Here is a 21691-nt window from a genome sequence, read left to right on the forward strand (position 1 = left end):
TGCGGTCGGCCTCGGCCGCACTCGCATGGAGTGTGCGTGTGAAGTATTTCAAGAACCTTTACTGGAAAGGCTGGATCCGCAAGCGTGATTGCAAGCTGGCGGGTGGGTTGCCTTCGCTGAGCAGGAAGTCGCGGTTGGTCATGGAGAGCACCGCAGAGCTTGGACGAGTCAGTATCGTTTCACACGCGCTGAGTGTTGGCGCCCACACCTACATCCGCAGCGGTGGTGTGCTGGAAGTGGTTTCCAGTATCGGTCGCTACTGTTCGATCGGGGTGGATGTGTTTGTCGGTCAGGAAAAAGCTACACACCCCGCCGACTGGGTCAGCTCCCACCCGTTTCAGTTCACTGACACGGCACTGCGCTATGACCCGGAGCTGGTTCCGGCCACCATCGGCCATGACGTCTGGATCGGTCGTGGCGCTATGGTGCTGGAAGGGGTCAGTGTCGGAACCGGGGCGATCATCGCCACCCGTGCTCTGGTGACCCGCGATGTGCCACCTTATGCGATTGTGGCTGGGGTACCGGCAAAGATCATTCGCTATCGGCACTCGCCAGAGATCATCGAGCGGCTGCTGGCCAGCCAGTGGTGGGAACTGGACTATGAGTGGCTGAAAACCTTGCCGATGGACCGCCCGCAAGCGTTTCTCGATCAGCTGGATCAGCTCAAGGAAAAGCCCAAGGCCCGTTACCCGCGGATCGAGATTACCCAGCAGGGCGCCAAACTGCTTTAAATCGGAGGCTTACTCGCCTTCGTCGAAGTAGTTTTCGATCAGGGCGATCAGTGCACCGAGTGCTTCGTCGTCCTGTTCGCCCTCGGTGTGCAGGTGCACCTGGGTGCCCTTGCCGGCGGCCAGCATCATGACCGCCATGATGCTCTTGCCGTCGACCAGTTTGTCGGGGGCGCGGCCGACACGTACCTGGCAGGGAAAGCGTCCCGCTACGCCAACGAATTTGGCTGCGGCCCGGGCATGCAGCCCCAGCTTGTTGATGATGGTGATTTCACGAGCGGGCATCGCAGCGGGGATCCTGTGGGCTAGAGGTCGCGGTGGCGAACCTGAACGTTCTTCAACGATTGCTGGAGTGCCTGACCCAGACGTTCGGTCAGGTAGACGGAGCGGTGGTGGCCGCCGGTGCAGCCGATGGCGATTGTGACATAGGCACGGTTGCTGGCAGCAAAACGCGGCAACCATTTGAGTAGGTAGGACGAAATGTCCTGGTACATGTCTTCAACATCCGGCTGTGCTGCCAGGTAGTCGATGACCGGCTGTTCGAGCCCTGAATGCTCGCGAAGTTCCGGCTTCCAGTACGGGTTGGGCAGGCAGCGCACGTCGAACACCAGGTCGGCATCGACCGGCATGCCCCGTTTGAAACCGAACGACTCGACCAGGAAGGCCGTGCCCGGCTCAGGCTGGTTGAGCAGGCGCAGCTTGATCGTATCCCGCAACTGATAGAGGTTCAGGTTGGTGGTGTCGATCTTCAGGTCGGCAAGGTCGGCGATCGGCCCCAGCAACTCGCTTTCAACGCGGATGGCTTCGGCCAGCGAGCGCTGGGTATTGGTCAATGGATGGCGACGGCGGGTTTCCGAGAAGCGCTTGAGTAGGGTGTCCTCGTCGGCATCCAGGTACAGCACGTCGCACTGGATATGCCGGGAACGGGCGTCTTCAAGCAGCTCGGGGAAGCGGGACAGGTGGCTGGGCAGGTTGCGTGCGTCGATCGACACGGCAACCTTGGGTTGCGACAGTTCGGTGTTGATCAGGGCACTTTCGGCCAATTGCGGCAGCAGCCCGGCGGGCAGGTTGTCGATGCAGTAGTAGCCGTTGTCCTCCAGTACATCGAGGGCGGTACTTTTACCGGAGCCGGACCGGCCGCTGACGATGATCAAACGCATGATTAATGCCCGTTCTGCACGTCCAGTACGACCTGGTACAGGGATTGGTTGTCAGGCGCCTTACGCAACTTTTCACGTACGTCCTGACGATCAAGCATGCTGGCAATCTGGCGCAGTAGCTCAAGGTGGGCGTCGGTGGCGGCTTCCGGAACCAGCAGAACGAACAGCAGGTCGACCGGCGCGCCATCGATGGCGTCGAAGTCTATTGGCGCATCCAGGTGAAGCAATGCACTCACGGGCTCTGCACAGCCCTTTAGCCGGCAATGTGGAATGGCAATACCATTACCGAAACCGGTGGAACCCAGTTTTTCTCGGGCGATAAGGGCCTCGAATACAGCTTGGGTTTCCAGATCGGGTACTTCTTTACCGATCAGGTTGGCAATCTGTTCGAGCGCACGCTTTTTACTGCCACCCGGCACGTTCACCAGGGAACGGCCGGGGGTCAGGATAGTTTCAAGTCGGATCATGGATGAGGGGGATCAGCGAGCCGCTGCACCTTGCAGCAGGCTTTGCTGTTTTTCCTTGTGTTTTTTCAGTTGGCGGTCGAGCTTGTCGGTCAGCGCGTCTATCGCTGCATACATGTCTGAATGTTCGGCGTTGGCAACTACTTCACCACCCGGAATCTGCAGCGTGGCTTCGATTTTTTGCTGAAGTTTTTCGACCTTCATGATCACCGTTACATTGGTAATCTTGTCGAAATGCCCTTCCAGGCGTTTCAGCTTTTGCTCGACATACTCGCGCAGGGGCGGGGTAACTTCTACATGCTGTCCACTGATATTGACTTGCATACAGCTTCTCCTTTGTTGCCGGTGCATAAGAGGCAGGTGTTGCGCCTGCCACTGAACTGCTGTGGCACACCTCAGGAGCCGTTACATCAATCGCTTGCGCTCGCTCGACGGTGCAATGCCGAGGGACTCGCGGTACTTGGCGACGGTGCGACGTGCTACCTGGATGCCTTGTGCCTCCAGTAAACCAGCGATCTTGCTGTCACTCAATGGCTTTTTCTGATTTTCCGCCGCAACCAGTTTCTTGATGATCGCGCGTATCGCCGTGGACGAGCATTCTCCGCCTTCGGCGGTGCTGACGTGGCTTGAGAAAAAGTATTTCAGTTCGTAGATGCCACGCGGGGTGTGCATGTATTTCTGTGTGGTCACCCGCGAAATGGTCGATTCGTGCATGCCCACCGCCTCGGCGATATCGTGCAGTACCAGCGGCTTCATGGCCTCATCGCCGTGGTCGAGGAAGCCGCGCTGATGCTCGACGATCTGCGTGGCTACTTTCATCAGGGTTTCGTTGCGGCTTTGCAGGCTCTTGATGAACCAGCGCGCCTCTTGCAACTGATTGCGCATGAAGGTGTTGTCGGCGCTGGTGTCGGCACGACGGACGAAGCCGGCGTACTGCGGGTTGACGCGCAGGCGCGGGACCGCCTCCTGGTTCAGCTCCACCAGCCAGCGGTCGCTGTCCTTGCGTACGATTACGTCAGGCACGACGTATTCGGCTTCGCTGGACTCGATTTGCGAGCCGGGGCGCGGGTTCAGGCTTTGCACCAGCTCGATTACCTGGCGCAGTTCGTCTTCCTTGAGCTTCATGCGGCGCATCAGCTGGCTGTAGTCGCGGCTACCGAGCAGGTCGATGTAGTCGCTGACCAGGCGCTGTGCCTCGGCTATCCACGGCGTGCGTGGCGGCAACTGACGCAATTGCAGCAACAGGCACTCGCCGAGGTTGCGTGCGCCGATGCCCGCTGGTTCGAATTGCTGGATACGGTGCAGGACGGCTTCGACTTCGTCGAGCTCGATGTCCAGTTCCGGGTCGAAGGATTCGCAGATTTCTTCCAGGGTTTCGTCGAGGTAACCCTGGTTGTTGATGCAGTCGATCAGCGTCACGGCGATCAGCCGGTCGGTGTCGGACATCGGCGCCAGGTTCAATTGCCAGAGCAGGTGGCTCTGCAGGCTTTCGCCGGCAGAGGTGCGGGTGGTGAAATCCCACTCGTCGTCGTCATTGCTCGGCAGGCTGCTGGCGCTGGTCTGGTAGATATCTTCCCAGGCCGTGTCGACCGGCAGTTCGTTAGGGATTCGCTCGCCCCATTCGCCGTCTTCGAGGTTGTCCACGGTGGTGGCCGCGGCTTCCTGGAAGCTGCTCTCCTGGACATCGGCAGCAGGCTTGCTTTCGGCGTTGTCGGCCATCGGGTCGCTGTTGTCGAAGTCTTCGCCTTCTTCCTGGCGTTCGAGCATCGGGTTGGATTCCAGGGCTTCCTGGATTTCCTGCTGCAAGTCCAGTGTGGACAGCTGGAGCAGTCGGATGGCCTGTTGCAACTGCGGAGTCATCGTCAGTTGCTGGCCCATTCTTAGGACGAGCGATGGTTTCATGGCAGGGGCTTAACACCTTATTCGCCGGCGCACAGGCGCCATCTACCGACGCCGTGGGCGCCAACTTTAAGCAAATTATATGCCTGAAATTGTGGCGTTTGCCTAGAGCGCTGTAACAATTAAGCCGGTATTTGGGCCGATTGCCAGCGCTCGGGCAGCGCCATACACCTCGAACTTACAGGCGGAACTCGTGGCCGAGGTAAACCTCCTTGACCAGGTCGTTCGCCAGGATGGTCTCGGCGTCGCCCTCGGCGATCAGCTGGCCATCGTTGACGATGTAAGCGGTTTCGCAGATATCCAGGGTTTCACGGACGTTGTGGTCGGTGATCAGAACGCCAATGCCCTTGGCTTTCAGGTGGTGGATGATCTGCTTGATGTCGCCGACCGAGATCGGGTCGACACCGGCAAACGGTTCGTCGAGCAGGATGAACTTCGGTGCGGTCGCCAGGGCGCGGGCGATTTCCACTCGGCGGCGTTCGCCACCGGACAGGCTCATGCCGAGGTTGTCGCGGATGTGGCTGATGTGGAACTCCTGCAGCAGGCTTTCCAGCTCCTTGCGCCGGCCATCGCGGTCGAGTTCCTTGCGGGTCTCGAGGATCGCCATGATGTTGTCGGCCACCGACAGTTTGCGGAAGATCGAGGCTTCCTGCGGCAGGTAGCCGATACCGGCACGGGCGCGGCCGTGCATCGGCTGGTGGCTGACATCCAGGTCGTCGATCAGGACGCGGCCCTGGTCGGCCTGTACCAGGCCGACGATCATGTAGAAGCACGTGGTCTTGCCGGCGCCGTTCGGGCCAAGCAGGCCAACGATCTGCCCGCTGTCGATCGACAGGCTGACGTCACGCACGACTTGCCGGCTTTTGTAGGCCTTGGCCAGATGCTGGGCTTTCAGGGTTGCCATTACTCGGCCTTCTTCTTCGGCTGGATCACCATGTCGATCCGTGGACGCGACTCGGTGACTTTGCCACCGCGACCGGCGGTAGCGATCTGCTTCACCGTGTCGTAGACGATCTTCTCGCCTTCGGTGGTGTTGCCTTCGTTGATAACTTTGGCGCGGTCGATCAGTACGATGCGGTTTTGCGGCGCATTGTATTGGATCGTCTTGCCGTAGCCTTGCATCTTGTCTGGCTTGGCGGCGCTCTGCTGCTGCTCGAAGTAGGCCAGGTTGCCCACCGAGGTCACCACGTCGATGTCGCCGGAGGCGGTGCGGGTGATGGTCACGGTGTTGCCTTTGATCATCATCGAGCCTTGGGTGATGATCACGTCGCCGGTGTAGGTGGCAACGCCTTGTTTGTCATCCAGTTGAGCCTGGTCAGCCTGGATGCGGATAGGCTGATCACGGTCGTTCGGCAGGGCCCAGGCGCTCGCGCTTCCCAGTGCTGCGCTCAGGCTGAGCAAAAAGGGGAGTGTTTTAACGAGCCTCATACTGTCCTCTTACGTTGGACAGCAGGTCCATCCTGCCGTCTTTCAAATACGCTTTCATTCCCTTGCCCGTAGTCCAGCCACCGGCGCCGTCGATTCTAACGTCTTGCTCGGTTTGCGCATATTGCTTCTGCGGGAATACGGTCATACGGCTGCTGGTAATGATCATGGTGCGGTTCTGTTCGTCGGTGCGGGCGACCCGGACTGCGTCGATCAGTTCTACTTCGCTGCCATCCGGGTTGACCTCGCCACGGGTGCTTTGCACATGCCATGGGTACGTGGTGCCGCGGTACATCTGCAGGTCCGGAGTGGTCAGCAGGGTGATTTCGCTGGCCTCCAGGTGTTCGACCTTGTCGGCGGTCATCTCGTATTGCAGCTTGCCGTTGGGCAGGTACTGCACGCTGTGCGCGTTGATCGCGTAGTAATCGATGGCACGGTTGTCGACCGTGGCCACCGGCTGGTCGAGGAAGGTTTCCGGGCTGATGTTCCAATAGCCGACCGCCGCCAGCAGGGCGGCGATCACGCTGAACAGCGCAATGTTGCGAATCTTTTTACTGAACATGGATCGCTCTACAGGTAATGGGCATTCGCCGCGTCCAGGTTGCCCTGGGCTTCAAGGATCAGCTCGCAGAACTCGCGGGCCGCGCCCTCGCCACCGCGGGCACGGGTAACGCCATGGGCGTGTTCGCGCACGAAACTGGCGGCGTTGGCCACCGCCATGCCCAGGCCGACCCGGCGAATCACCGGCAGGTCCGGGAGGTCGTCGCCCAGGTAGGCGACCTGTTCATAGCTTAGGCCCAGTTGGCCAAGAAGCCCGTCGAGCACGACCAATTTGTCTTCGCGGCCCTGGTACAGGTGCGGGATGCCGAGGTTCTTCGCCCGGCGCTCGACCACCGGGGTCTTGCGTCCGCTGATGATGGCGGTGGTAACGCCGCTGTTCATCAGCATCTTGATGCCCTGGCCGTCGAGGGTGTTGAAGGTCTTGAATTCGCTGCCATCTTCGAGGAAGTACAGGCGGCCGTCGGTCAGCACGCCGTCGACGTCGAACACCGCCAGCTTGATGGCTTTACCGCGTTGCAGCAGATCGTTGCTCATTTACATCACTCCGGCGCGCAGCAGGTCGTGCATGTTCAGGGCGCCGACCGGGCGGTCGGCCTTGTCGACCACCACCAGTGCGCTGATCTTGTGGTCTTCCATGATTTTCAGCGCCTCGGCGGCGAGCATTTCGGCTCGGGCGGTCTTGCCATGAACGGTCATCACTTCCTCGATGCGGGTCGTGTGCACGTCGATGTTGCGGTCCAGGCTGCGGCGCAGGTCGCCGTCGGTGAAGATCCCGGCCAGGCGGCCATCGGCTTCGGCGACCACAGTCATGCCCAGGCCCTTGCGCGACATTTCCAGCAGCGCCTCCTTGAGCAGGGTGCCGCGGGTGACCTGCGGCAGTTCGTCGCCCGCGTGCATCACGTTTTCAACCTTGAGCAGCAGGCGGCGACCCAGCGCACCGCCCGGGTGCGAGAAGGCGAAGTCTTCGGCGGTAAAGCCGCGAGCCTCAAGCAGGGCGATGGCCAGCGCGTCGCCCAGCACCAGCGCGGCGGTGGTCGAAGAGGTCGGCGCCAGGTTCAGTGGGCAGGCTTCCTGGGCCACACGGGCGTCGAGGTTGACCTCGGCGGCCTTGGCCAGCGGCGATTCGGGGTTGCCGGTGAGGCTGATCAGCTGGATGCCCAGGCGCTTGATCAGGGGCAGCAGGGTGACGATCTCGGCGGTGGAACCGGAGTTGGACAGTGCCAGGATGATGTCGTCCTTGGTGATCATGCCCATGTCGCCGTGGCTGGCTTCGGCTGGGTGGACGAAGAACGCGGGGGTACCAGTGCTGGCCAGGGTCGCGGCAATCTTGTTGCCGATGTGGCCGGATTTACCCATGCCCACCACCACGACGCGGCCCTTGCTGGCCAGGATCAGTTCGCAAGCCTTGACGAAATCGGCGTCGATATGGGCCAGCAGGCCTTCTACCGCTTCGAGTTCGTAGCGGATGGTGCGCTGTGCGGATTGAATCAGGTCGGTGGATTGGCTCATGTCGAAATCGGATTTGCCTGATGAAAAGGCCGCGATTATAGCGGCAATGCGCAAAAGCCTCACCTGTGTTTGTCCGCCGGTGTGTGTTACGTCGTTTTTTGATACCAATCGGTCAGTACATAAGGAAGTGTTTTCTCTGTACAGCGCCTGAACAAGCTGAGCGATGGCCTTGGGGCGCCCCTGTCAGCGGTGCTATAGTTCGCCGCCTGTTCGGCCCGCTCGGAACGTGCGTGCCTCCACGAAGGAGGCGGGCGTCTGAGTGAGAAGGCTGCATCGCAAGGAGTCTAGATGAGCGTTGATAACGCCTACGCGGTCGAGTTGAAGGGGGTTACCTTCAAGCGCGGCTCGCGCAGCATCTTCAATAATGTCGACATACGCATTCCCCGCGGCAAGGTTACCGGCATCATGGGGCCTTCCGGTTGTGGCAAGACCACGCTGCTGCGCCTGATGGGGGCGCAGCTGCGTCCGGCCAGTGGTGAAGTCTGGGTGGCAGGGCAGAACCTGCCGACGCTGTCGCGCAGCGACCTGTTCGATGCGCGCAAGCACATGGGTGTGTTGTTCCAGAGCGGCGCATTGTTCACCGATCTCGACGTGTTCGAGAACGTGGCGTTCCCGCTGCGCGTGCATACCCAACTGTCCGAAGAGATGATTCGCGACATTGTCTTGATGAAACTGCAGGCCGTCGGCCTTCGCGGTGCCATCGAGCTCATGCCCGACGAATTGTCCGGCGGCATGAAACGGCGCGTGGCGCTGGCCCGGGCGATCGCCCTGGACCCGCAAATTCTCATGTACGACGAACCGTTCGTCGGCCAGGACCCGATCGCCATGGGCGTACTCGTGCGCCTGATCCGTCTGCTCAACGATGCCCTGGGCATTACCAGCATCGTGGTGTCCCACGATCTTGCAGAAACCGCGAGCATTGCCGACTACCTCTATGTAGTAGGCGACGGTCAGGTGCTGGGCCAGGGAACGCCGCAGGAACTGATGAACTCGGATAACCCGCGCATTCGCCAATTCATGAAAGGCGATCCCGATGGCCCGGTACCCTTTCATTTTCCTGCGCCCGATTACCGCGCCGATCTCCTGGGGAAGCGTTGATGCGCAGAAAATCCTTGCTCGAACGAATCCGTCTGTTTGGTCGTTCGGCTATCGACGTGCTGGCCGTGCTGGGTCGCTCCTGCCTGTTCCTGATGCATGCCCTGGTCGGGCGCGGCGGGATCGGCGGCGGCTTCCAGCTGCTGGTCAAGCAACTTTATTCGGTCGGCGTGATGTCGCTGGCTATCATCGTTGTATCCGGTCTGTTCATCGGCATGGTGCTGTCGCTGCAAGGCTTCAGCATCCTGACCAAGTACGGTTCCGAGCAGGCGGTCGGGCAGATGGTGGCGCTGACCCTGTTGCGTGAGCTCGGCCCGGTGGTGACCGCGCTGCTGTTCGCCGGGCGCGCCGGTTCGGCGTTGACCGCGGAAATCGGCAACATGAAATCGACCGAGCAGTTGTCGAGCCTGGAAATGATCGGCGTCGACCCGCTCAAATACATTGCCGCACCGCGGTTGTGGGCCGGGTTCATTTCGCTGCCGCTGCTGGCGATGATTTTCAGCGTGGTCGGTATCTGGGGTGGGTCCTGGGTGGCCGTGGACTGGCTGGGGGTCTATGAAGGCTCCTTCTGGTCGAACATGCAGAACAGCGTGTCGTTTACCGACGACGTGCTCAACGGGGTGATCAAGAGCCTCGTGTTTGCCTTTGTCGTTACCTGGATTGCCGTATTCCAAGGCTACGACTGCGAGCCCACTTCAGAAGGGATCAGTCGTGCCACTACCAAGACCGTGGTCTATGCCTCGTTGGCTGTCCTGGGTCTGGACTTCATTTTGACCGCCTTGATGTTTGGAGATTTCTGATGCAAAACCGCACCCTGGAAATCGGTGTCGGCCTGTTCCTCCTGGCCGGGATCCTGGCGCTGCTGCTTCTGGCCCTGCGCGTCAGTGGCCTGTCGGCCAGCCCGAGCAGCGATACCTATAAACTTTATGCCTACTTCGACAATATTGCCGGTTTGACTGTCAGAGCTAAAGTGACCATGGCCGGTGTGACCATCGGCAAGGTCACAGCCATCGATCTGGACCGCGATACCTACACCGGTCGGGTGACCCTGCAGCTGGAAAAACGGGTAGATAACCTGCCTTCCGACTCCACTGCCTCGATCCTGACCGCCGGGTTGCTCGGTGAGAAGTACATCGGTATCAGCGTGGGCGGTGAAGACAAGGTGCTCAAGGACGGTGGAACCATCCACGACACCCAGTCGGCGCTGGTACTGGAAGATCTGATTGGCAAGTTCCTGCTCAATACCGTAGGCAAAGAAGCTAAATAAGGAGTTTCCATGATTTCCACCCTGCGACGCGGCCTGTTGGTATTGCTGGCGGCCATGCCATTGCTGGCAGTGGCTGCCCCTTCGCCGAAAGAAGTGATTCAAAACACGACCACGCAACTGTTGTCCGACCTGCAGGCCAACAAGGAGCAGTACAAGGCCAACCCGAGTGCGTTTTACGACGCCCTCAACGCCAACCTGGGGCCGGTGGTCGATGCCGACGGCATTTCCCGCAGCATCATGACCGTCAAGTACTCGCGCAGTGCCTCACCGGCACAGATGCAGCGCTTCCAGGAAAACTTCAAGCGCAGCCTGATGCAGTTCTATGGCAATGCGCTGCTGGAGTACAACAACCAGGGCATCACCGTGGGTGCGGCCAAGCTGGACGGCGATGATCGCGCCAGCGTCGACATGAGCGTCAAGGGCACCAACGGGGCCGTCTACCCGGTTTCCTACACCCTGACCAAGCTCGATGGCGAATGGAAAGTGCGTAACGTGATCGTCAACGGCATCAACATCGGCAAGCTGTTCCGTGACCAGTTCGCCGACGCCATGCAGCGCAACGGCAACGACCTGGACAAGACCATCGACAACTGGGCGGGTGAAGTGGCCAAGGCCAAGGAAACCACCGAGCACGCGGCAGAGAAGCAGGCGCAATGAGTGCAACTGCCGTACAGCTGGCCGAGCCTGGCGTGCTGAGCCTGTCGGGGGTGCTCGATTATCGCTCCGGGCCGGCGCTGCGCAAGGCCGGTCAGGCACTGATCGCCTCTAGCCAGGCGCCGTCGTTGGTTTTCGATTGCTCGGCGGTGGAGAAGTCCAGCAGCGTCGGCCTGTCCCTGCTGCTGGCCTTCATGCGTGACGCCAAGGCGGCCGGCAAGGCTTGCGAGGTTCGCGCGATGCCCAGCGACATGCGCGAAATCGCCGAGGTCTACGGCCTGGACGAACTGCTGGAAGGTCGCTGAAGCGCGATTGAACATGGCCCCTCTGTCAGAGTCCGCGTTTACGGGGTTCGCAGGCGAGGGGCTTTTTTGTATGATGGCCGACCCGCGCGCACAGGGCGCCGATTGAGGTTGAGCATGCAGGCCGTAGAAGTTAAGAACTTCCTTGAAGAAAAACTGCCGGGAACCCGGGTTGAAGTTGAAGGCGAAGGCTGCAACTTCCAGTTGAACGTGATCAATGACGAATTGGCGGCCTTGAGCCCGGTCAAGCGTCAACAGCAGGTGTATGCTCACCTGAATCCCTGGATCACCGATGGCAGCATCCATGCGGTAACCATGAAATTTTTCAGCAGCGCAGCCTGGGCTGAGCGCACCTGAGCCAACTTGGCGGCGAGACTCTAAATGGACAAACTGATTATTACTGGCGGCGCTCGTCTTGATGGCGAAATCCGCATTTCCGGTGCAAAGAACGCAGCCCTGCCCATTCTGGCAGCAACCCTGCTGTGCGATGGCCCGGTCACGGTCGGCAACCTGCCGCACCTGCACGACATCACCACCATGATCGAGCTGTTCGGGCGCATGGGCATCGAGCCTGTGATCGACGAAAAGCTTTCGGTGGAAATCGACCCACGCACCATCAAGACCCTGGTCGCACCGTACGAGCTGGTGAAAACCATGCGCGCGTCGATCCTGGTGCTGGGGCCAATGGTTGCCCGCTTCGGTGAAGCCGAAGTGGCCCTGCCGGGTGGTTGTGCGATCGGTTCGCGTCCGGTCGACCTGCACATCCGCGGCCTGGAGGCCATGGGTGCGAAGATCGAAGTCGAAGGCGGTTACATCAAGGCCAAGGCGCCGGAAGGCGGCCTGCGTGGCGCGCACTTCTTCTTCGATACCGTCAGTGTGACCGGTACCGAGAACATCATGATGGCTGCGGCCCTGGCCAAAGGCCGCAGCGTGCTGCAAAACGCCGCGCGCGAGCCTGAAGTGGTCGACCTGGCCAACTTCCTGATCGCCATGGGCGCGAAGATTCAGGGTGCCGGTACCGACACGATCACCATCGACGGCGTCGAGCGCCTGGCGCCTGCGGTCTACCGGGTGATGCCGGACCGTATCGAGACCGGCACCTACCTGGTTGCCGCTGCCGTTACCGGCGGCCGCGTCAAGGTCAAGGACACCGACCCGACCATCCTTGAAGCCGTTCTGGAAAAACTCAAGGAAGCCGGCGCCGAAATCACCACCGGCGAAGACTGGATCGAGCTGGACATGCACGGCAAGCGGCCAAAAGCCGTCAACCTGCGTACCGCGCCGTACCCGGCATTCCCGACCGACATGCAGGCGCAGTTCATCTCGCTCAACGCCATTGCCGAAGGCACTGGCGCGGTGATCGAGACGATCTTCGAAAACCGCTTCATGCACGTCTACGAAATGCACCGCATGGGCGCGCAGATTCAGGTCGAAGGCAACACCGCCATCGTCACCGGCACCCAGACCCTCAAAGGCGCGCCAGTCATGGCGACCGACCTGCGGGCGTCGGCCAGCCTGGTGCTGTCGGCCCTGGTGGCCGAGGGCGACACCCTGATCGATCGCATCTACCACATAGACCGTGGCTACGAGTGCATCGAAGAAAAACTGCAGATGCTGGGCGCGAAGATCCGTCGCGTACCGGGCTAGTCTGCCGCTGGCGCAGGGACGCGCCATTTTATTGCTGGACCGAATTGATTGCCGTCGGGTGCCTGTTGGGGCCCGGCGGCTTTAGCCGCATAAGGACCGACGTTTCCCATGTTGACCATCGCGCTGTCCAAAGGCCGTATTCTCGATGACACCCTGCCATTGCTGGCAGAGGCCGGCATCGTGCCGACCGAGAATCCGGACAAAAGCCGCAAACTGATCATCCCGACGACCCAGGAAGACGTCCGTCTGCTGATCGTGCGGGCCACCGACGTGCCGACCTATGTCGAGCATGGCGCCGCCGATCTGGGCGTGGCTGGCAAGGATGTGCTCATGGAATACGGTGGCCAGGGCCTGTACGAGCCGCTGGACCTGCAGATTGCCAAGTGCAAGCTGATGACCGCCGGTGCCATCGGTGCGCCGGAGCCCAAGGGCCGTCTGCGCGTAGCGACCAAGTTCGTCAACGTTGCCAAGCGCTACTACGCCGAGCAGGGCCGTCAGGTCGACATCATCAAGCTGTACGGCTCGATGGAACTGGCTCCGCTGATCAACCTGGCCGACAAGATCATCGACGTCGTCGACACCGGCAACACCTTGCGTGCCAACGGCCTGGAACCCCAGGAAATGATCGCCACCATCAGCTCCCGCCTGGTGGTCAACAAGGCATCGATGAAGATGCAGCACGCCCGTATCCAGAGCCTGATCGACACCCTGCGCAAGGCTGTCGAATCGCGACACCGCGGCTGACCTCTGCGCGCGACCTTCGCTGTCGCGCCCGTCTATCCGCGTCATAGCCAACTTTCTCGGGTGCCCGCGCGGATGGACTGGTAGCTTAGGGCGCCTGAGCATTCGCCATTTATCGAGGCCCTCGCTATGACCACGTCCACTGCAATTCGCCGTCTCAATGCCGCTGACCCGGATTTCGCCCGACATCTGGATCATCTGCTGAGTTGGGAAAGCGTGTCCGACGACGCGGTCAACCAGCGGGTCCTGGATATCATCAAGGCCGTGCGCGAGCGGGGCGATGCCGCATTGGTGGAGTTTACCCAGCGCTTCGACGGCGTCGATGCCCGCTCGATCGACGACCTGATCCTCGGCCGCGAGCGCCTGGAGCTGGCCCTTACGCGGATTACCCCGGCGCAGCGCGAAGCGCTGGAAGTCGCCGCCAACCGTGTGCGTAGCTATCACGAGAAGCAGAAGCAGGACTCCTGGACCTACACCGAGGCCGATGGCACCGTGCTGGGTCAGAAAGTCACGCCGCTCGACCGTGCCGGCCTGTATGTGCCGGGCGGCAAGGCGTCGTATCCCTCGTCGGTACTGATGAACGCGATTCCGGCCAAGGTGGCCGGGGTCGGCGAGGTGGTGATGGTGGTGCCAACCCCGCGCGGCGAGATCAACGAACTGGTACTGGCGGCGGCCTGTATCGCCGGTGTCGACCGGGTATTCACCATCGGTGGTGCCCAGGCCGTGGCCGCGCTGGCCTACGGTACCGAAAGCGTGCCGCAGGTCGATAAGGTGGTCGGTCCGGGTAACATCTATGTCGCCACCGCCAAGCGCCATGTGTTTGGCCAGGTCGGTATCGACATGATCGCCGGCCCTTCGGAAATTCTCGTGGTCTGCGATGGCCAGACCGACCCGGACTGGATCGCCATGGACCTGTTCTCCCAGGCCGAACACGACGAAGACGCCCAGTCGATCCTGGTCAGTCCCGATGCCGCGTTCCTCGACAAGGTGGCCGCGAGTATCGACAAGCTGCTGCCGGGCATGGAGCGTGCCGAGATCATCCGTACCTCGCTAAACGGTCGTGGCGCGTTGATCCATGTCCGCGACATGGCCCAGGCCATCGAAGTGGCCAATCGCATCGCCCCGGAACACCTTGAACTGTCGGTGGCCGACCCGCAGGCCTGGCTGCCGCAGATCCGCCACGCCGGCGCGATCTTCATGGGGCGCCACACCAGCGAAGCGCTGGGCGACTACTGCGCCGGGCCGAACCACGTGCTGCCGACCTCGGGCACCGCGCGCTTCTCGTCGCCGCTGGGGGTGTATGACTTCCAGAAGCGTTCCTCGATCATCTTCTGCTCCGAGCAGGGGGCCTCGGAACTGGGCCGGACCGCATCGGTGCTGGCCCGTGGCGAATCGCTGAGTGCTCACGCCCGCAGCGCCGAATACCGCATCCTTGCCGACGACTCACAGGGGAACTGAACAATGAGCAAATTCTGGAGCCCCTTCGTCAAGGACCTCGTGCCTTACGTGCCGGGCGAGCAGCCGAAACTGGCCAAGCTGGTTAAACTGAACACCAATGAAAACCCCTATGGCCCGTCGCCCAAGGCGCTGGAGGCCATGCGCGGCGAGCTGAACGACAACCTGCGCTTGTACCCGGACCCGAACAGCGACCTGCTCAAACAGGCGGTCGCCAGCTATTACGGTGTGCAAGGCAACCAGGTGTTTCTCGGCAACGGTTCGGACGAGGTGCTCGCGCACATCTTCCACGGCCTGTTCCAGCACGGCGCGCCGCTGCTGTTCCCGGACATCAGCTACAGCTTCTATCCGGTCTACTGCGGTCTGTACGGCATCCCGTTCGAGGCGGTGGCGCTGGACGAGCAGTTCCAGATTCGCGTCGAGGACTACCGGCGGCCGAATGGCGGGATCATCTTCCCTAACCCGAATGCACCGACCGGTTGCCTGCTGGCGCTGGAGGCGGTCGAACAACTGCTGCAGGCCAACCCGGACTCGGTGGTGGTGGTCGATGAAGCCTATATCGACTTTGGCGGGCAGACGGCGATCAGCCTGGTCGACCGTTACCCGAACCTGCTGGTGACCCAGACCCTGTCCAAATCGCGCTCCCTGGCGGGCTTGCGGGTTGGCCTGGCGGTCGGCCATCCGGACCTGATCGAGGCGTTGGAGCGGATCAAGAACAGCTTCAACTCGTACCCGTTGGACCGCATGGCGATTGTCGGCGCGGCGGCGGCGTTCGAAGACCAGGCCTACTTTGAAGAGACCTGCCGCAAGGTGATCGAAAGCCGCGAATACCTGGTGGCCGAACTGACCCAGCGTGGTTTCGAGGTGCTGCCGTCGGCGGCGAACTTCATCTTTGCCCGCCATCCGCAACAGGATGCAGCCCAGGTGGCGGCGCACTTGCGTGAGCAGGGGGTGATCGTGCGGCACTTCAAGCAGGCGCGGATCGCCCAGTTCCTGCGGATCACCATCGGTACGCCGGAGCAGAACCAGGCGCTGCTGGATGCGCTGAGCCACTCATAGCGTGTAGCCCCCAGCGCGGGCTCGTCCCGCGCTGGCCTTTAGGCTATTCTCCATCTCCTAAATTCATCCGATGATTGGATGTAAGCATGTCGCAACTCATAAAACGCTCGCTGGTCGAGCAAGCCGTCGAGCAGCTACGCGCGCGTATCGCCAATGGCGCCTGGACTGTCGGTCAGCGCTTGCCGACCGAGCCGGAGCTGGCGCTGGAACTAGGCATCAGCCGCAACACCGTGCGCGAGGCCATGCGTGTATTGGCCTTCAGTGGCCTGGTCGACATCCGCCAGGGCGACGGCAGCTACCTGCGCGCCACTGTCGATCCGTTGCAAGCCATGCAGGCCCTGGCGCACTGCGACCTGCAGCAGGCCCGTGAAGCCCGCCACATTCTCGAGGCCGAAGCCATCGGCCTCGCCGCCTTGCGCCGCAATGCGGCCGATCTGCTCGGCCTGCATCAAGCCCTCGCGGCCAGCACTGCGCACTTCCACGGTGAACCCGATACCTATATCGCCTGCGACCTGGTGTTTCACCAGCGTCTGGTCGATGCCGCGCATAACCCGGCGTTGAGCGAGCTGTACCGGTATTTTTCCGGGGTGCTGGCCAGCGCATTGCACCACAGCATGTGCCATGGGCCGCGGCGGCAGTCGGTGCTCGACCTCCATCACGCCATCCTCGATGCCGTGGAACAACGCGATCCGGAGCGGGCCAAGGCCCTCAGCCGGACCCTGATCAACGAACCTTGAGTGCGAGACTGCCATGGCTCACGACACCACCCGAAATGAACCGCTGGCCCAGGGGGCGGAGCTTGAGGAACTGCTGATCGACGCTGAAGCCGACGACGCCCAGGTGCAGCAACAGCCGGTGCTGCTGCGCCGGCCCTGGCTGCTGTTGCTCGCTCTGGTGCTGGTGGCGTTGAACCTGCGCCCGGCACTGTCGAGCATGGCGCCGCTGCTCAGCCAGGTTTCCGCAAGCCTCGGCCTGAGCGCTTCCGCAGCCGGCCTGTTGACCACGTTGCCGGTGCTTTGCCTGGGCCTGTTTGCGCCGCTGGCGCCGGTGCTGGCGCGACGCTTCGGCAGCGAGCGGGTGATTCTCGGGATTCTCCTGACCCTGGCCGTTGGCATCGCCTTGCGCAGTTCGGCCGGTAGCCTCGGGGTGTTTGCCGGCAGCCTGATGGCCGGTGCCAGTATCGGCATCATCGGTGTACTGCTGCCGGGGATCGTCAAGCGCGACTTCCCCAAGCACGCCGGTACCCTGACCGGTGTCTACACCATGGCGCTGTGCCTGGGGGCGGCGCTGGCGGCGGGTGCGAGCGTGCCGCTCAGCCAGTACTTTGCCGATAGCTGGGAAATGGGCCTGGGCTTCTGGCTACTCCCGGCGGTGGTCGCCGCACTGTTCTGGCTGCCGCAGGCCCGTCAGGGGCATGGCGCACACCGGGTGGCCTATCGGGTGCGCGGCTTGCTGCGCGACCCGCTGGCCTGGCAGGTAACCTTGTACATGGGCTTGCAGTCGTCGCTGGCGTACATCGTATTCGGCTGGCTGCCGTCGATGCTGATCGGCCGCGGACTGTCGCCGACCGAGGCAGGGCTGGTGCTGTCCGGGTCGGTGATCGTGCAACTGGCCAGCGCCCTGAGCGCACCGTGGCTGGCCACGCGCGGCAAGGACCAGCGTGCGGCCATCGTGGTCGTCATGTTGCTGACCCTGGCCGGACTGTTCGGCTGCCTGTATGCGCCGTTGAGCGGGTTGTGGGGCTGGGCGGTGGTGCTTGGGCTGGGCCAGGGCGGGACCTTCGCCCTGGCGCTGACCTTGATCGTGCTGCGCTCTAAGGATTCGCACGTCGCGGCCAACCTGTCGAGCATGGCCCAAGGGTTCGGCTATACGCTGGCGTCGATGGGGCCGTTTGCGGTGGGCCTGGTGCACGACCTGACCGGTGGTTGGCAGGCCGTGGGCTGGATCTTTGCGCTGCTTGGCATCGGCGCCATCGTGTTCGGGCTCAAGGCCGGGCGGGCGTTGCAGGTGCAGGTGATCAGCGAGAAGGTTTGACTTCGGTGGCGGAGCAATCGCGGTATTCGCCGGATAAATGCCGATGGCATTTCCCCATCACCGCGACTATCGTGCAGGCCTTCCCCCCGGTAAACGGACCCTGCCATGAGCGACGCCAACAGCGCACTGATCACCCGCTTCTACCAGGCCTTCCAGCGCCTGGATGCCGAAGCCATGGTCGCCTGCTACACCGACGACATCGTTTTCAGCGACCCAGCCTTCGGCACCTTGCGCGGCCAGGACGCCGGCGACATGTGGCGCATGCTCGCCAGTCGCGCCAAGGATTTCTCGCTGACCTTCGACAACGTCCGCAGCGACGACCGCAGCGGCGGCGCGCACTGGGTCGCGACCTACCTGTTCAGCCAGACCGGGCGCATCGTGGTCAACGACATCCAGGCGCGCTTCAGCTTCCGCGATGGCAAGATCTGCGAGCACCACGACAGCTTCGACCTGTGGGCCTGGTCGCGCCAGGCGCTGGGCCTCAAAGGCTTGCTGCTAGGCTGGACGCCGCTGGTGGCCGGTAAGGTTCGCGAGCAGGCAACCAGGAGCCTGCGAGCATTTCAGGGCGGCCGCTAAGGCGCTAAGCTGTCGGCTTTGCAGCCTTGCCCGATGGCCCCCCCGTGACCGACTCAACAGCCGCTTCCCTGCCCAAACCCTGGTTCGTCTACCTGGTCCGCGCCGCCAACGGTTCGTTGTACTGCGGAATCAGCGACAACCCGCAGCGGCGTTTTGCTGCCCACCAGAAGGGTGCCGGCGCGCGCTACTTCAAGACCAGCCCGGCACAGGCACTGGTGTATGTCGAGCGGTGGCCGGACAAGGGCGAGGCGCTACGTCAGGAGCGCCTGGTGAAGAAATTGCGCAAGAGTGCCAAGGAGGCCCTGGTGGCCTCCTGGTCCGGCGTCAGTCCTTGCGACGCTTGAGCTGATCGGTCAGTTGTGTCGGCAGGCCCTTGATGATCAGGGTGCCGGCTTCCTCGTCATACTCGATCTTCGAGCCGAGCAAGTGCGCTTCGAAGCTGATCGACAGCCCCTCGGCACGGCCGGTGAAGCGGCGGAACTGGTTGAGCGTGCGTTTGTCCGCCGGGATCTCCGGTGACAGGCCGTAGTCCTTGTTGCGGATATGCTCGTAGAACGCCCGTGGGCGATCTTCGTCGATCAGCCCGGACAGCTCTTCCAGGGCTACCGGCTCGCCGGCCTTGGTCTGGCTGGTGGCGTACTCGACCAGGGTCTGGGTTTTCTCGCGGGCGGCCTCTTCGGGCAGGTCCTCGCTCTCGACGAAATCGCTGAAGGCCTTGAGCAGGGTCCGCGTTTCGCCCGGGCCGTCGACGCCTTCCTGGCAGCCGATGAAGTCGCGGAAGTATTCCGAGACCTTCTTGCCGTTCTTGCCCTTGATGAACGAGATGTACTGTTTCGAGACCTTGTTGTTCTGCCATTCCGACAGGTTGATCCGCGCGGCCAGGTGCAACTGACCCAGGTCCAGGTGACGCGACGGGGTCACGTCCAGCTCGGCGTTTACGGCCACGCCGTCGCTGTGGTGCAGCAGGGCAATGACCAGGTACTCGGTCATGCCTTGCTGGTAGTGGGCGAACAGCACGTGGCCGCCGGTGGACAGGTTCGACTCTTCCATCAGCTTCTGCAGGTGCTCGACGGCGATGCGGCTGAAGGCGGTGAAGTCGCGGCCCTGGTCGAGGTATTCCTTGAGCCAGCCGCTGAACGGGTGCGCACCCGATTCGGCATGGAAAAAGCCCCAGGCTTTGCCCTGTTTGGCGTTATAGCTGTCGTTGAGGTCGGCGAGGAGGTTTTCGATGGCCGCCGACTCGGCCAGTTCCGAGTCGCGCGCGTGCAGCACGGCTGGGGTGCCATCGGGTTTCTTGTCGATCAGGTGGACGATGCAATGACGGATCGGCATGGGATTCTCGGCTGAAAAGGGGCGCGCCTGAGCGCACAGCAAAGTTGCCAAGTGTAACCCAGGCCGGGCCTGTGGCTGAGCCTTGAGTTGCAGGCAGACAGGGTTGTTCGTTTTTTGTTCAGTATTTTGCGGTTTTTCGTGCAAACCCCCGAAAAACCTGAACATTTGCCGCCTCCGAGGCGGATATTTATCGTTTCCTGTGGTAGTTTTGCCCGGTCTTGCGCCCCGTGTGTGGCGCATTGCTGGCAGACCGCTTGCGTCACGTCGAACCAAACGCCGTTTTGTGTATCTACATACCCGATTGGCACTGGATGTACCCCGGACCGCACGACCCCCAGCAGGGCCGGGTCGATGGCTGACGCAGCACTCTGCAAACCAACTGAATTTGATAGGGAAGGAACACCACCATGGCATTGACCAAAGACCAACTGATCGCCGATATCGCTGAAGCTATCGACGCGCCGAAAACCACCGCGCGTAACGCTCTGGAGCAACTGGGCCAGATCGTTGCTGATCAACTGGAAAATGGCAGCGAAATCACCCTGCCGGGCATCGGCAAACTGAAAATCACCGAGCGCCCAGCGCGTACCGGCCGTAACCCTTCGACTGGCGCTGCGATCGAAATCGCTGCGAAGAAAGTCGTCAAGTTCGTTCCAGCCAAAGTGCTGACCGACGCTGTAAACAAGTAATTGTAAACAGCTTCAAAAAAACCGCGTCGGGTGTCAGCCAGATGCGGTTTTTTTATGCCCGTTCGCGATGCTTTTCAGCTCCAGCGCGCCTTGCGCCAGGCCTGGCGCGCTTCTGGCGAGTGGAACGTCCAGGCCACCAGTCGGCTCTGTTTCTGCCCCTGGCCCATCTCCAGCACGCGCTGTTCCACCACAGCGGCTTTCTTCAGTGCCGCTTCGATCCCTGGCAGGTTCGACGCCTTCGACACCAGGCTGCTGAACCACAGCACCTGCTGACCCAGGCCCTTGCTCTCGTTGACCAACTGCGTCACAAAGCGGATTTCGCCACCTTCGCACCACAGTTCGTTGTTCTGCCCGCCAAAGTTGAGCACCGGCAACGTGCGCTTGGGGTCGGCCTTGCCCAGCGCCCGCCATTTGCGCTGGCTGCCGCGGGTGGCCTCGTCGCGCGAGGCATGGAAGGGCGGGTTGCACAGGGTCACGTCGAAGCGTTCTTCTGCGGCCAGCAGGCCGAGCAGGATGTGCTTGCGATTGCCCTGTTGGCGCAACTGAATCGCTTTGTTCAAGCCGTTGGCCTGAATGATGGCCTTGGCCGAAGCCAGCGCCAGTGGGTCGATGTCCGAGCCGAGGAAGCGCCAGCGGTAGTCGCTATGGCCCAGCAGTGGGTAGATACAGTTGGCACCCACGCCGACATCCAGCGCGTGCACCTGGCTGCCACGCGGGATCGTCCCGGCGTTGTCCTCGGCGAGCAGGTCGGCCAGGCCGTGTAGGTAGTCGGCCCGGCCCGGAATCGGCGGGCACAGGTAGTCGGCCGGGATGTCCCAATGCTGGATGCCGTATTGCGCCCTGAGCAGGGCGCGGTTGAACACACGCACCGCCTCCGGGTTGGCAAAGTCGATGCTCGGCTTGCCATACGGGTTGGTGATCATGAACTGGCCCAGCTCCGGGCTGCTCTTGATCAACTGCGGGAAGTCGTAACGGCCCTGATGGCGATTGCGCGGGTGCAGGGTCGGTTTGTCGGGTTTGCTCATGTTTGCTTCCGGTGAAAGCATCGCGGGACGAGCCCGCTCCCACAGGGGTCTAGGTGATCCCTGTGGGAG

The 21691-nt window shown here is 62.0% G+C and carries 28 protein-coding genes; 16 read left to right on the forward strand and 12 right to left on the reverse strand.

Going from position 1 to position 21691, the window contains the following annotated elements; all coding sequences use genetic code 11:
- The first annotated feature begins 38 nt into the window (after positions 1-38).
- Complete coding sequence (locus tag DCO48_RS05010) at positions 39-731, forward strand: CatB-related O-acetyltransferase (RefSeq protein ID WP_116549512.1); 693 nt, start codon at positions 39-41, stop codon at positions 729-731.
- Between the two features lie 9 nt (positions 732-740).
- On the opposite strand, the gene DCO48_RS05015 is transcribed toward DCO48_RS05010, so the two are convergent.
- From DCO48_RS05015 to DCO48_RS05060, 10 genes are all read right to left on the reverse strand, one after another.
- A complete protein-coding gene (locus DCO48_RS05015; RefSeq protein ID WP_116549513.1) occupies positions 741-1013 on the reverse strand; it encodes an HPr family phosphocarrier protein in 273 nt (90 codons plus the stop codon).
- Between the two features lie 20 nt (positions 1014-1033).
- Positions 1034-1888, reverse strand: a complete 855-nt coding sequence (rapZ, locus tag DCO48_RS05020; protein WP_116549514.1) for an RNase adapter RapZ — start codon at positions 1886-1888, stop codon at positions 1034-1036.
- A gap of 2 nt (positions 1889-1890) precedes the next feature.
- Entirely contained in the window at positions 1891-2355 is a 465-nt protein-coding gene (gene ptsN, locus DCO48_RS05025; RefSeq protein ID WP_116549515.1) for a PTS IIA-like nitrogen regulatory protein PtsN, read from the reverse strand.
- Between the two features lie 12 nt (positions 2356-2367).
- A complete protein-coding gene (gene hpf / locus DCO48_RS05030; protein ID WP_116549516.1) occupies positions 2368-2676 on the reverse strand; it encodes a ribosome hibernation-promoting factor, HPF/YfiA family in 309 nt (102 codons plus the stop codon).
- 81 nt (positions 2677-2757) lie between these two features.
- Positions 2758-4254: an RNA polymerase factor sigma-54 gene (locus DCO48_RS05035; protein WP_116549517.1), complete on the reverse strand. Its 1497-nt coding sequence runs from the start codon at positions 4252-4254 to the stop codon at positions 2758-2760.
- Between the two features lie 175 nt (positions 4255-4429).
- Entirely contained in the window at positions 4430-5155 is a 726-nt protein-coding gene (gene lptB, locus DCO48_RS05040) for an LPS export ABC transporter ATP-binding protein (RefSeq protein ID WP_116549518.1), read from the reverse strand.
- A complete protein-coding gene (lptA, locus tag DCO48_RS05045) occupies positions 5155-5679 on the reverse strand; it encodes a lipopolysaccharide transport periplasmic protein LptA (protein ID WP_116549519.1) in 525 nt (174 codons plus the stop codon). The genes lptB and lptA overlap by 1 nt, the downstream gene beginning before the upstream one ends.
- Positions 5666-6238: an LPS export ABC transporter periplasmic protein LptC gene (gene lptC / locus DCO48_RS05050; RefSeq protein WP_116549520.1), complete on the reverse strand. Its 573-nt coding sequence runs from the start codon at positions 6236-6238 to the stop codon at positions 5666-5668. The genes lptA and lptC overlap by 14 nt, the downstream gene beginning before the upstream one ends.
- 8 nt (positions 6239-6246) lie before the next feature.
- Complete coding sequence (locus DCO48_RS05055) at positions 6247-6771, reverse strand: HAD family hydrolase (protein WP_116549521.1); 525 nt, start codon at positions 6769-6771, stop codon at positions 6247-6249.
- Positions 6772-7746 (reverse strand): KpsF/GutQ family sugar-phosphate isomerase, encoded by a 975-nt coding sequence (locus tag DCO48_RS05060; protein ID WP_116549522.1) that lies wholly within the window; start codon positions 7744-7746, stop codon positions 6772-6774.
- Between the two features lie 288 nt (positions 7747-8034).
- Here DCO48_RS05060 and DCO48_RS05065 point away from each other — a divergent pair, with 288 nt between their 5' ends.
- From DCO48_RS05065 to DCO48_RS05130, 14 genes are all read left to right on the forward strand, one after another.
- Positions 8035-8844, forward strand: a complete 810-nt coding sequence (locus DCO48_RS05065; protein ID WP_116549523.1) for an ATP-binding cassette domain-containing protein — start codon at positions 8035-8037, stop codon at positions 8842-8844.
- A complete protein-coding gene (mlaE, locus tag DCO48_RS05070; protein ID WP_116549524.1) occupies positions 8844-9641 on the forward strand; it encodes a lipid asymmetry maintenance ABC transporter permease subunit MlaE in 798 nt (265 codons plus the stop codon). Before DCO48_RS05065 ends, mlaE begins: the two co-directional genes overlap by 1 nt.
- Positions 9641-10108 (forward strand): outer membrane lipid asymmetry maintenance protein MlaD, encoded by a 468-nt coding sequence (mlaD, locus tag DCO48_RS05075; RefSeq protein WP_116549525.1) that lies wholly within the window; start codon positions 9641-9643, stop codon positions 10106-10108. Before mlaE ends, mlaD begins: the two co-directional genes overlap by 1 nt.
- A gap of 9 nt (positions 10109-10117) precedes the next feature.
- Positions 10118-10765 carry a phospholipid-binding protein MlaC gene (locus DCO48_RS05080; RefSeq protein WP_116549526.1) on the forward strand — a complete coding sequence of 216 codons (648 nt, stop codon included), beginning with the start codon at positions 10118-10120 and terminating at the stop codon, positions 10763-10765.
- A complete protein-coding gene (locus DCO48_RS05085) occupies positions 10762-11067 on the forward strand; it encodes a lipid asymmetry maintenance protein MlaB (RefSeq protein WP_116549527.1) in 306 nt (101 codons plus the stop codon). Before DCO48_RS05080 ends, DCO48_RS05085 begins: the two co-directional genes overlap by 4 nt.
- A gap of 114 nt (positions 11068-11181) precedes the next feature.
- Entirely contained in the window at positions 11182-11421 is a 240-nt protein-coding gene (locus DCO48_RS05090; RefSeq protein WP_116549528.1) for a BolA family protein, read from the forward strand.
- Between the two features lie 24 nt (positions 11422-11445).
- The gene (murA, locus tag DCO48_RS05095) at positions 11446-12711 is read left to right on the forward strand and encodes a UDP-N-acetylglucosamine 1-carboxyvinyltransferase (RefSeq protein ID WP_116549529.1); all 1266 of its coding nucleotides are present in this window, start codon (positions 11446-11448) and stop codon (positions 12709-12711) included.
- A gap of 108 nt (positions 12712-12819) precedes the next feature.
- The gene (hisG, locus tag DCO48_RS05100) at positions 12820-13455 is read left to right on the forward strand and encodes an ATP phosphoribosyltransferase (protein WP_116549530.1); all 636 of its coding nucleotides are present in this window, start codon (positions 12820-12822) and stop codon (positions 13453-13455) included.
- Between the two features lie 126 nt (positions 13456-13581).
- Positions 13582-14910, forward strand: a complete 1329-nt coding sequence (gene hisD, locus DCO48_RS05105) for a histidinol dehydrogenase (protein ID WP_116549531.1) — start codon at positions 13582-13584, stop codon at positions 14908-14910.
- 3 nt (positions 14911-14913) lie between these two features.
- Positions 14914-15966 (forward strand): histidinol-phosphate transaminase, encoded by a 1053-nt coding sequence (hisC, locus tag DCO48_RS05110; RefSeq protein WP_116549532.1) that lies wholly within the window; start codon positions 14914-14916, stop codon positions 15964-15966.
- 86 nt (positions 15967-16052) lie between these two features.
- Positions 16053-16703 (forward strand): FadR/GntR family transcriptional regulator, encoded by a 651-nt coding sequence (locus DCO48_RS05115; RefSeq protein ID WP_116549533.1) that lies wholly within the window; start codon positions 16053-16055, stop codon positions 16701-16703.
- A 13-nt stretch (positions 16704-16716) separates the two neighbouring features.
- Entirely contained in the window at positions 16717-18000 is a 1284-nt protein-coding gene (locus DCO48_RS05120; RefSeq protein WP_116549534.1) for an MFS transporter, read from the forward strand.
- A 105-nt stretch (positions 18001-18105) separates the two neighbouring features.
- Positions 18106-18576 carry a nuclear transport factor 2 family protein gene (locus DCO48_RS05125; protein ID WP_116549535.1) on the forward strand — a complete coding sequence of 157 codons (471 nt, stop codon included), beginning with the start codon at positions 18106-18108 and terminating at the stop codon, positions 18574-18576.
- Positions 18577-18620: 44 nt separating this feature from the next.
- Positions 18621-18920, forward strand: a complete 300-nt coding sequence (locus tag DCO48_RS05130) for a GIY-YIG nuclease family protein (RefSeq protein ID WP_116549536.1) — start codon at positions 18621-18623, stop codon at positions 18918-18920.
- Here the strand turns inward: DCO48_RS05130 and yejK are convergent.
- The gene (yejK, locus tag DCO48_RS05135) at positions 18901-19908 is read right to left on the reverse strand and encodes a nucleoid-associated protein YejK (RefSeq protein WP_116549537.1); all 1008 of its coding nucleotides are present in this window, start codon (positions 19906-19908) and stop codon (positions 18901-18903) included. The genes DCO48_RS05130 and yejK overlap by 20 nt on opposite strands.
- Positions 19909-20315: 407 nt before the next feature.
- Between yejK and DCO48_RS05140 the strand changes: the two genes are divergently transcribed.
- Positions 20316-20597: an HU family DNA-binding protein gene (locus DCO48_RS05140; protein WP_009398256.1), complete on the forward strand. Its 282-nt coding sequence runs from the start codon at positions 20316-20318 to the stop codon at positions 20595-20597.
- A 74-nt stretch (positions 20598-20671) separates the two neighbouring features.
- On the opposite strand, the gene rlmF is transcribed toward DCO48_RS05140, so the two are convergent.
- Complete coding sequence (gene rlmF, locus DCO48_RS05145) at positions 20672-21622, reverse strand: 23S rRNA (adenine(1618)-N(6))-methyltransferase RlmF (protein ID WP_116549538.1); 951 nt, start codon at positions 21620-21622, stop codon at positions 20672-20674.
- Positions 21623-21691 lie beyond the last annotated feature (69 nt).

The sequence above is a fragment of the Pseudomonas sp. SDI genome (assembly GCF_003105155.1).
GTDB lineage: Bacteria > Pseudomonadota > Gammaproteobacteria > Pseudomonadales > Pseudomonadaceae > Aquipseudomonas.

Excerpts from the sequence above, each read along its gene's own strand:
- DCO48_RS05015 (WP_116549513.1), bottom strand. The coding sequence starts at position 1,013 with ATGCCCGCTCGTGAAATCACCATCATCAACAAGCTGGGGCTGCATGCC.
- rapZ (WP_116549514.1), bottom strand. The coding sequence starts at position 1,888 with ATGCGTTTGATCATCGTCAGCGGCCGGTCCGGCTCCGGTAAAAGTACC.
- ptsN (WP_116549515.1), bottom strand. The coding sequence starts at position 2,355 with ATGATCCGACTTGAAACTATCCTGACCCCCGGCCGTTCCCTGGTGAAC.
- hpf (WP_116549516.1), bottom strand. The coding sequence starts at position 2,676 with ATGCAAGTCAATATCAGTGGACAGCATGTAGAAGTTACCCCGCCCCTG.
- DCO48_RS05035 (WP_116549517.1), bottom strand. The coding sequence starts at position 4,254 with ATGAAACCATCGCTCGTCCTAAGAATGGGCCAGCAACTGACGATGACT.
- lptB (WP_116549518.1), bottom strand. The coding sequence starts at position 5,155 with ATGGCAACCCTGAAAGCCCAGCATCTGGCCAAGGCCTACAAAAGCCGG.
- lptA (WP_116549519.1), bottom strand. The coding sequence starts at position 5,679 with ATGAGGCTCGTTAAAACACTCCCCTTTTTGCTCAGCCTGAGCGCAGCA.
- lptC (WP_116549520.1), bottom strand. The coding sequence starts at position 6,238 with ATGTTCAGTAAAAAGATTCGCAACATTGCGCTGTTCAGCGTGATCGCC.
- DCO48_RS05055 (WP_116549521.1), bottom strand. The coding sequence starts at position 6,771 with ATGAGCAACGATCTGCTGCAACGCGGTAAAGCCATCAAGCTGGCGGTG.
- DCO48_RS05060 (WP_116549522.1), bottom strand. The coding sequence starts at position 7,746 with ATGAGCCAATCCACCGACCTGATTCAATCCGCACAGCGCACCATCCGC.
- DCO48_RS05065 (WP_116549523.1), top strand. The coding sequence starts at position 8,035 with ATGAGCGTTGATAACGCCTACGCGGTCGAGTTGAAGGGGGTTACCTTC.
- mlaE (WP_116549524.1), top strand. The coding sequence starts at position 8,844 with ATGCGCAGAAAATCCTTGCTCGAACGAATCCGTCTGTTTGGTCGTTCG.
- mlaD (WP_116549525.1), top strand. The coding sequence starts at position 9,641 with ATGCAAAACCGCACCCTGGAAATCGGTGTCGGCCTGTTCCTCCTGGCC.
- DCO48_RS05080 (WP_116549526.1), top strand. The coding sequence starts at position 10,118 with ATGATTTCCACCCTGCGACGCGGCCTGTTGGTATTGCTGGCGGCCATG.
- DCO48_RS05085 (WP_116549527.1), top strand. The coding sequence starts at position 10,762 with ATGAGTGCAACTGCCGTACAGCTGGCCGAGCCTGGCGTGCTGAGCCTG.
- DCO48_RS05090 (WP_116549528.1), top strand. The coding sequence starts at position 11,182 with ATGCAGGCCGTAGAAGTTAAGAACTTCCTTGAAGAAAAACTGCCGGGA.
- murA (WP_116549529.1), top strand. The coding sequence starts at position 11,446 with ATGGACAAACTGATTATTACTGGCGGCGCTCGTCTTGATGGCGAAATC.
- hisG (WP_116549530.1), top strand. The coding sequence starts at position 12,820 with ATGTTGACCATCGCGCTGTCCAAAGGCCGTATTCTCGATGACACCCTG.
- hisD (WP_116549531.1), top strand. The coding sequence starts at position 13,582 with ATGACCACGTCCACTGCAATTCGCCGTCTCAATGCCGCTGACCCGGAT.
- hisC (WP_116549532.1), top strand. The coding sequence starts at position 14,914 with ATGAGCAAATTCTGGAGCCCCTTCGTCAAGGACCTCGTGCCTTACGTG.
- DCO48_RS05115 (WP_116549533.1), top strand. The coding sequence starts at position 16,053 with ATGTCGCAACTCATAAAACGCTCGCTGGTCGAGCAAGCCGTCGAGCAG.
- DCO48_RS05120 (WP_116549534.1), top strand. The coding sequence starts at position 16,717 with ATGGCTCACGACACCACCCGAAATGAACCGCTGGCCCAGGGGGCGGAG.
- DCO48_RS05125 (WP_116549535.1), top strand. The coding sequence starts at position 18,106 with ATGAGCGACGCCAACAGCGCACTGATCACCCGCTTCTACCAGGCCTTC.
- yejK (WP_116549537.1), bottom strand. The coding sequence starts at position 19,908 with ATGCCGATCCGTCATTGCATCGTCCACCTGATCGACAAGAAACCCGAT.
- DCO48_RS05140 (WP_009398256.1), top strand. The coding sequence starts at position 20,316 with ATGGCATTGACCAAAGACCAACTGATCGCCGATATCGCTGAAGCTATC.
- rlmF (WP_116549538.1), bottom strand. The coding sequence starts at position 21,622 with ATGAGCAAACCCGACAAACCGACCCTGCACCCGCGCAATCGCCATCAG.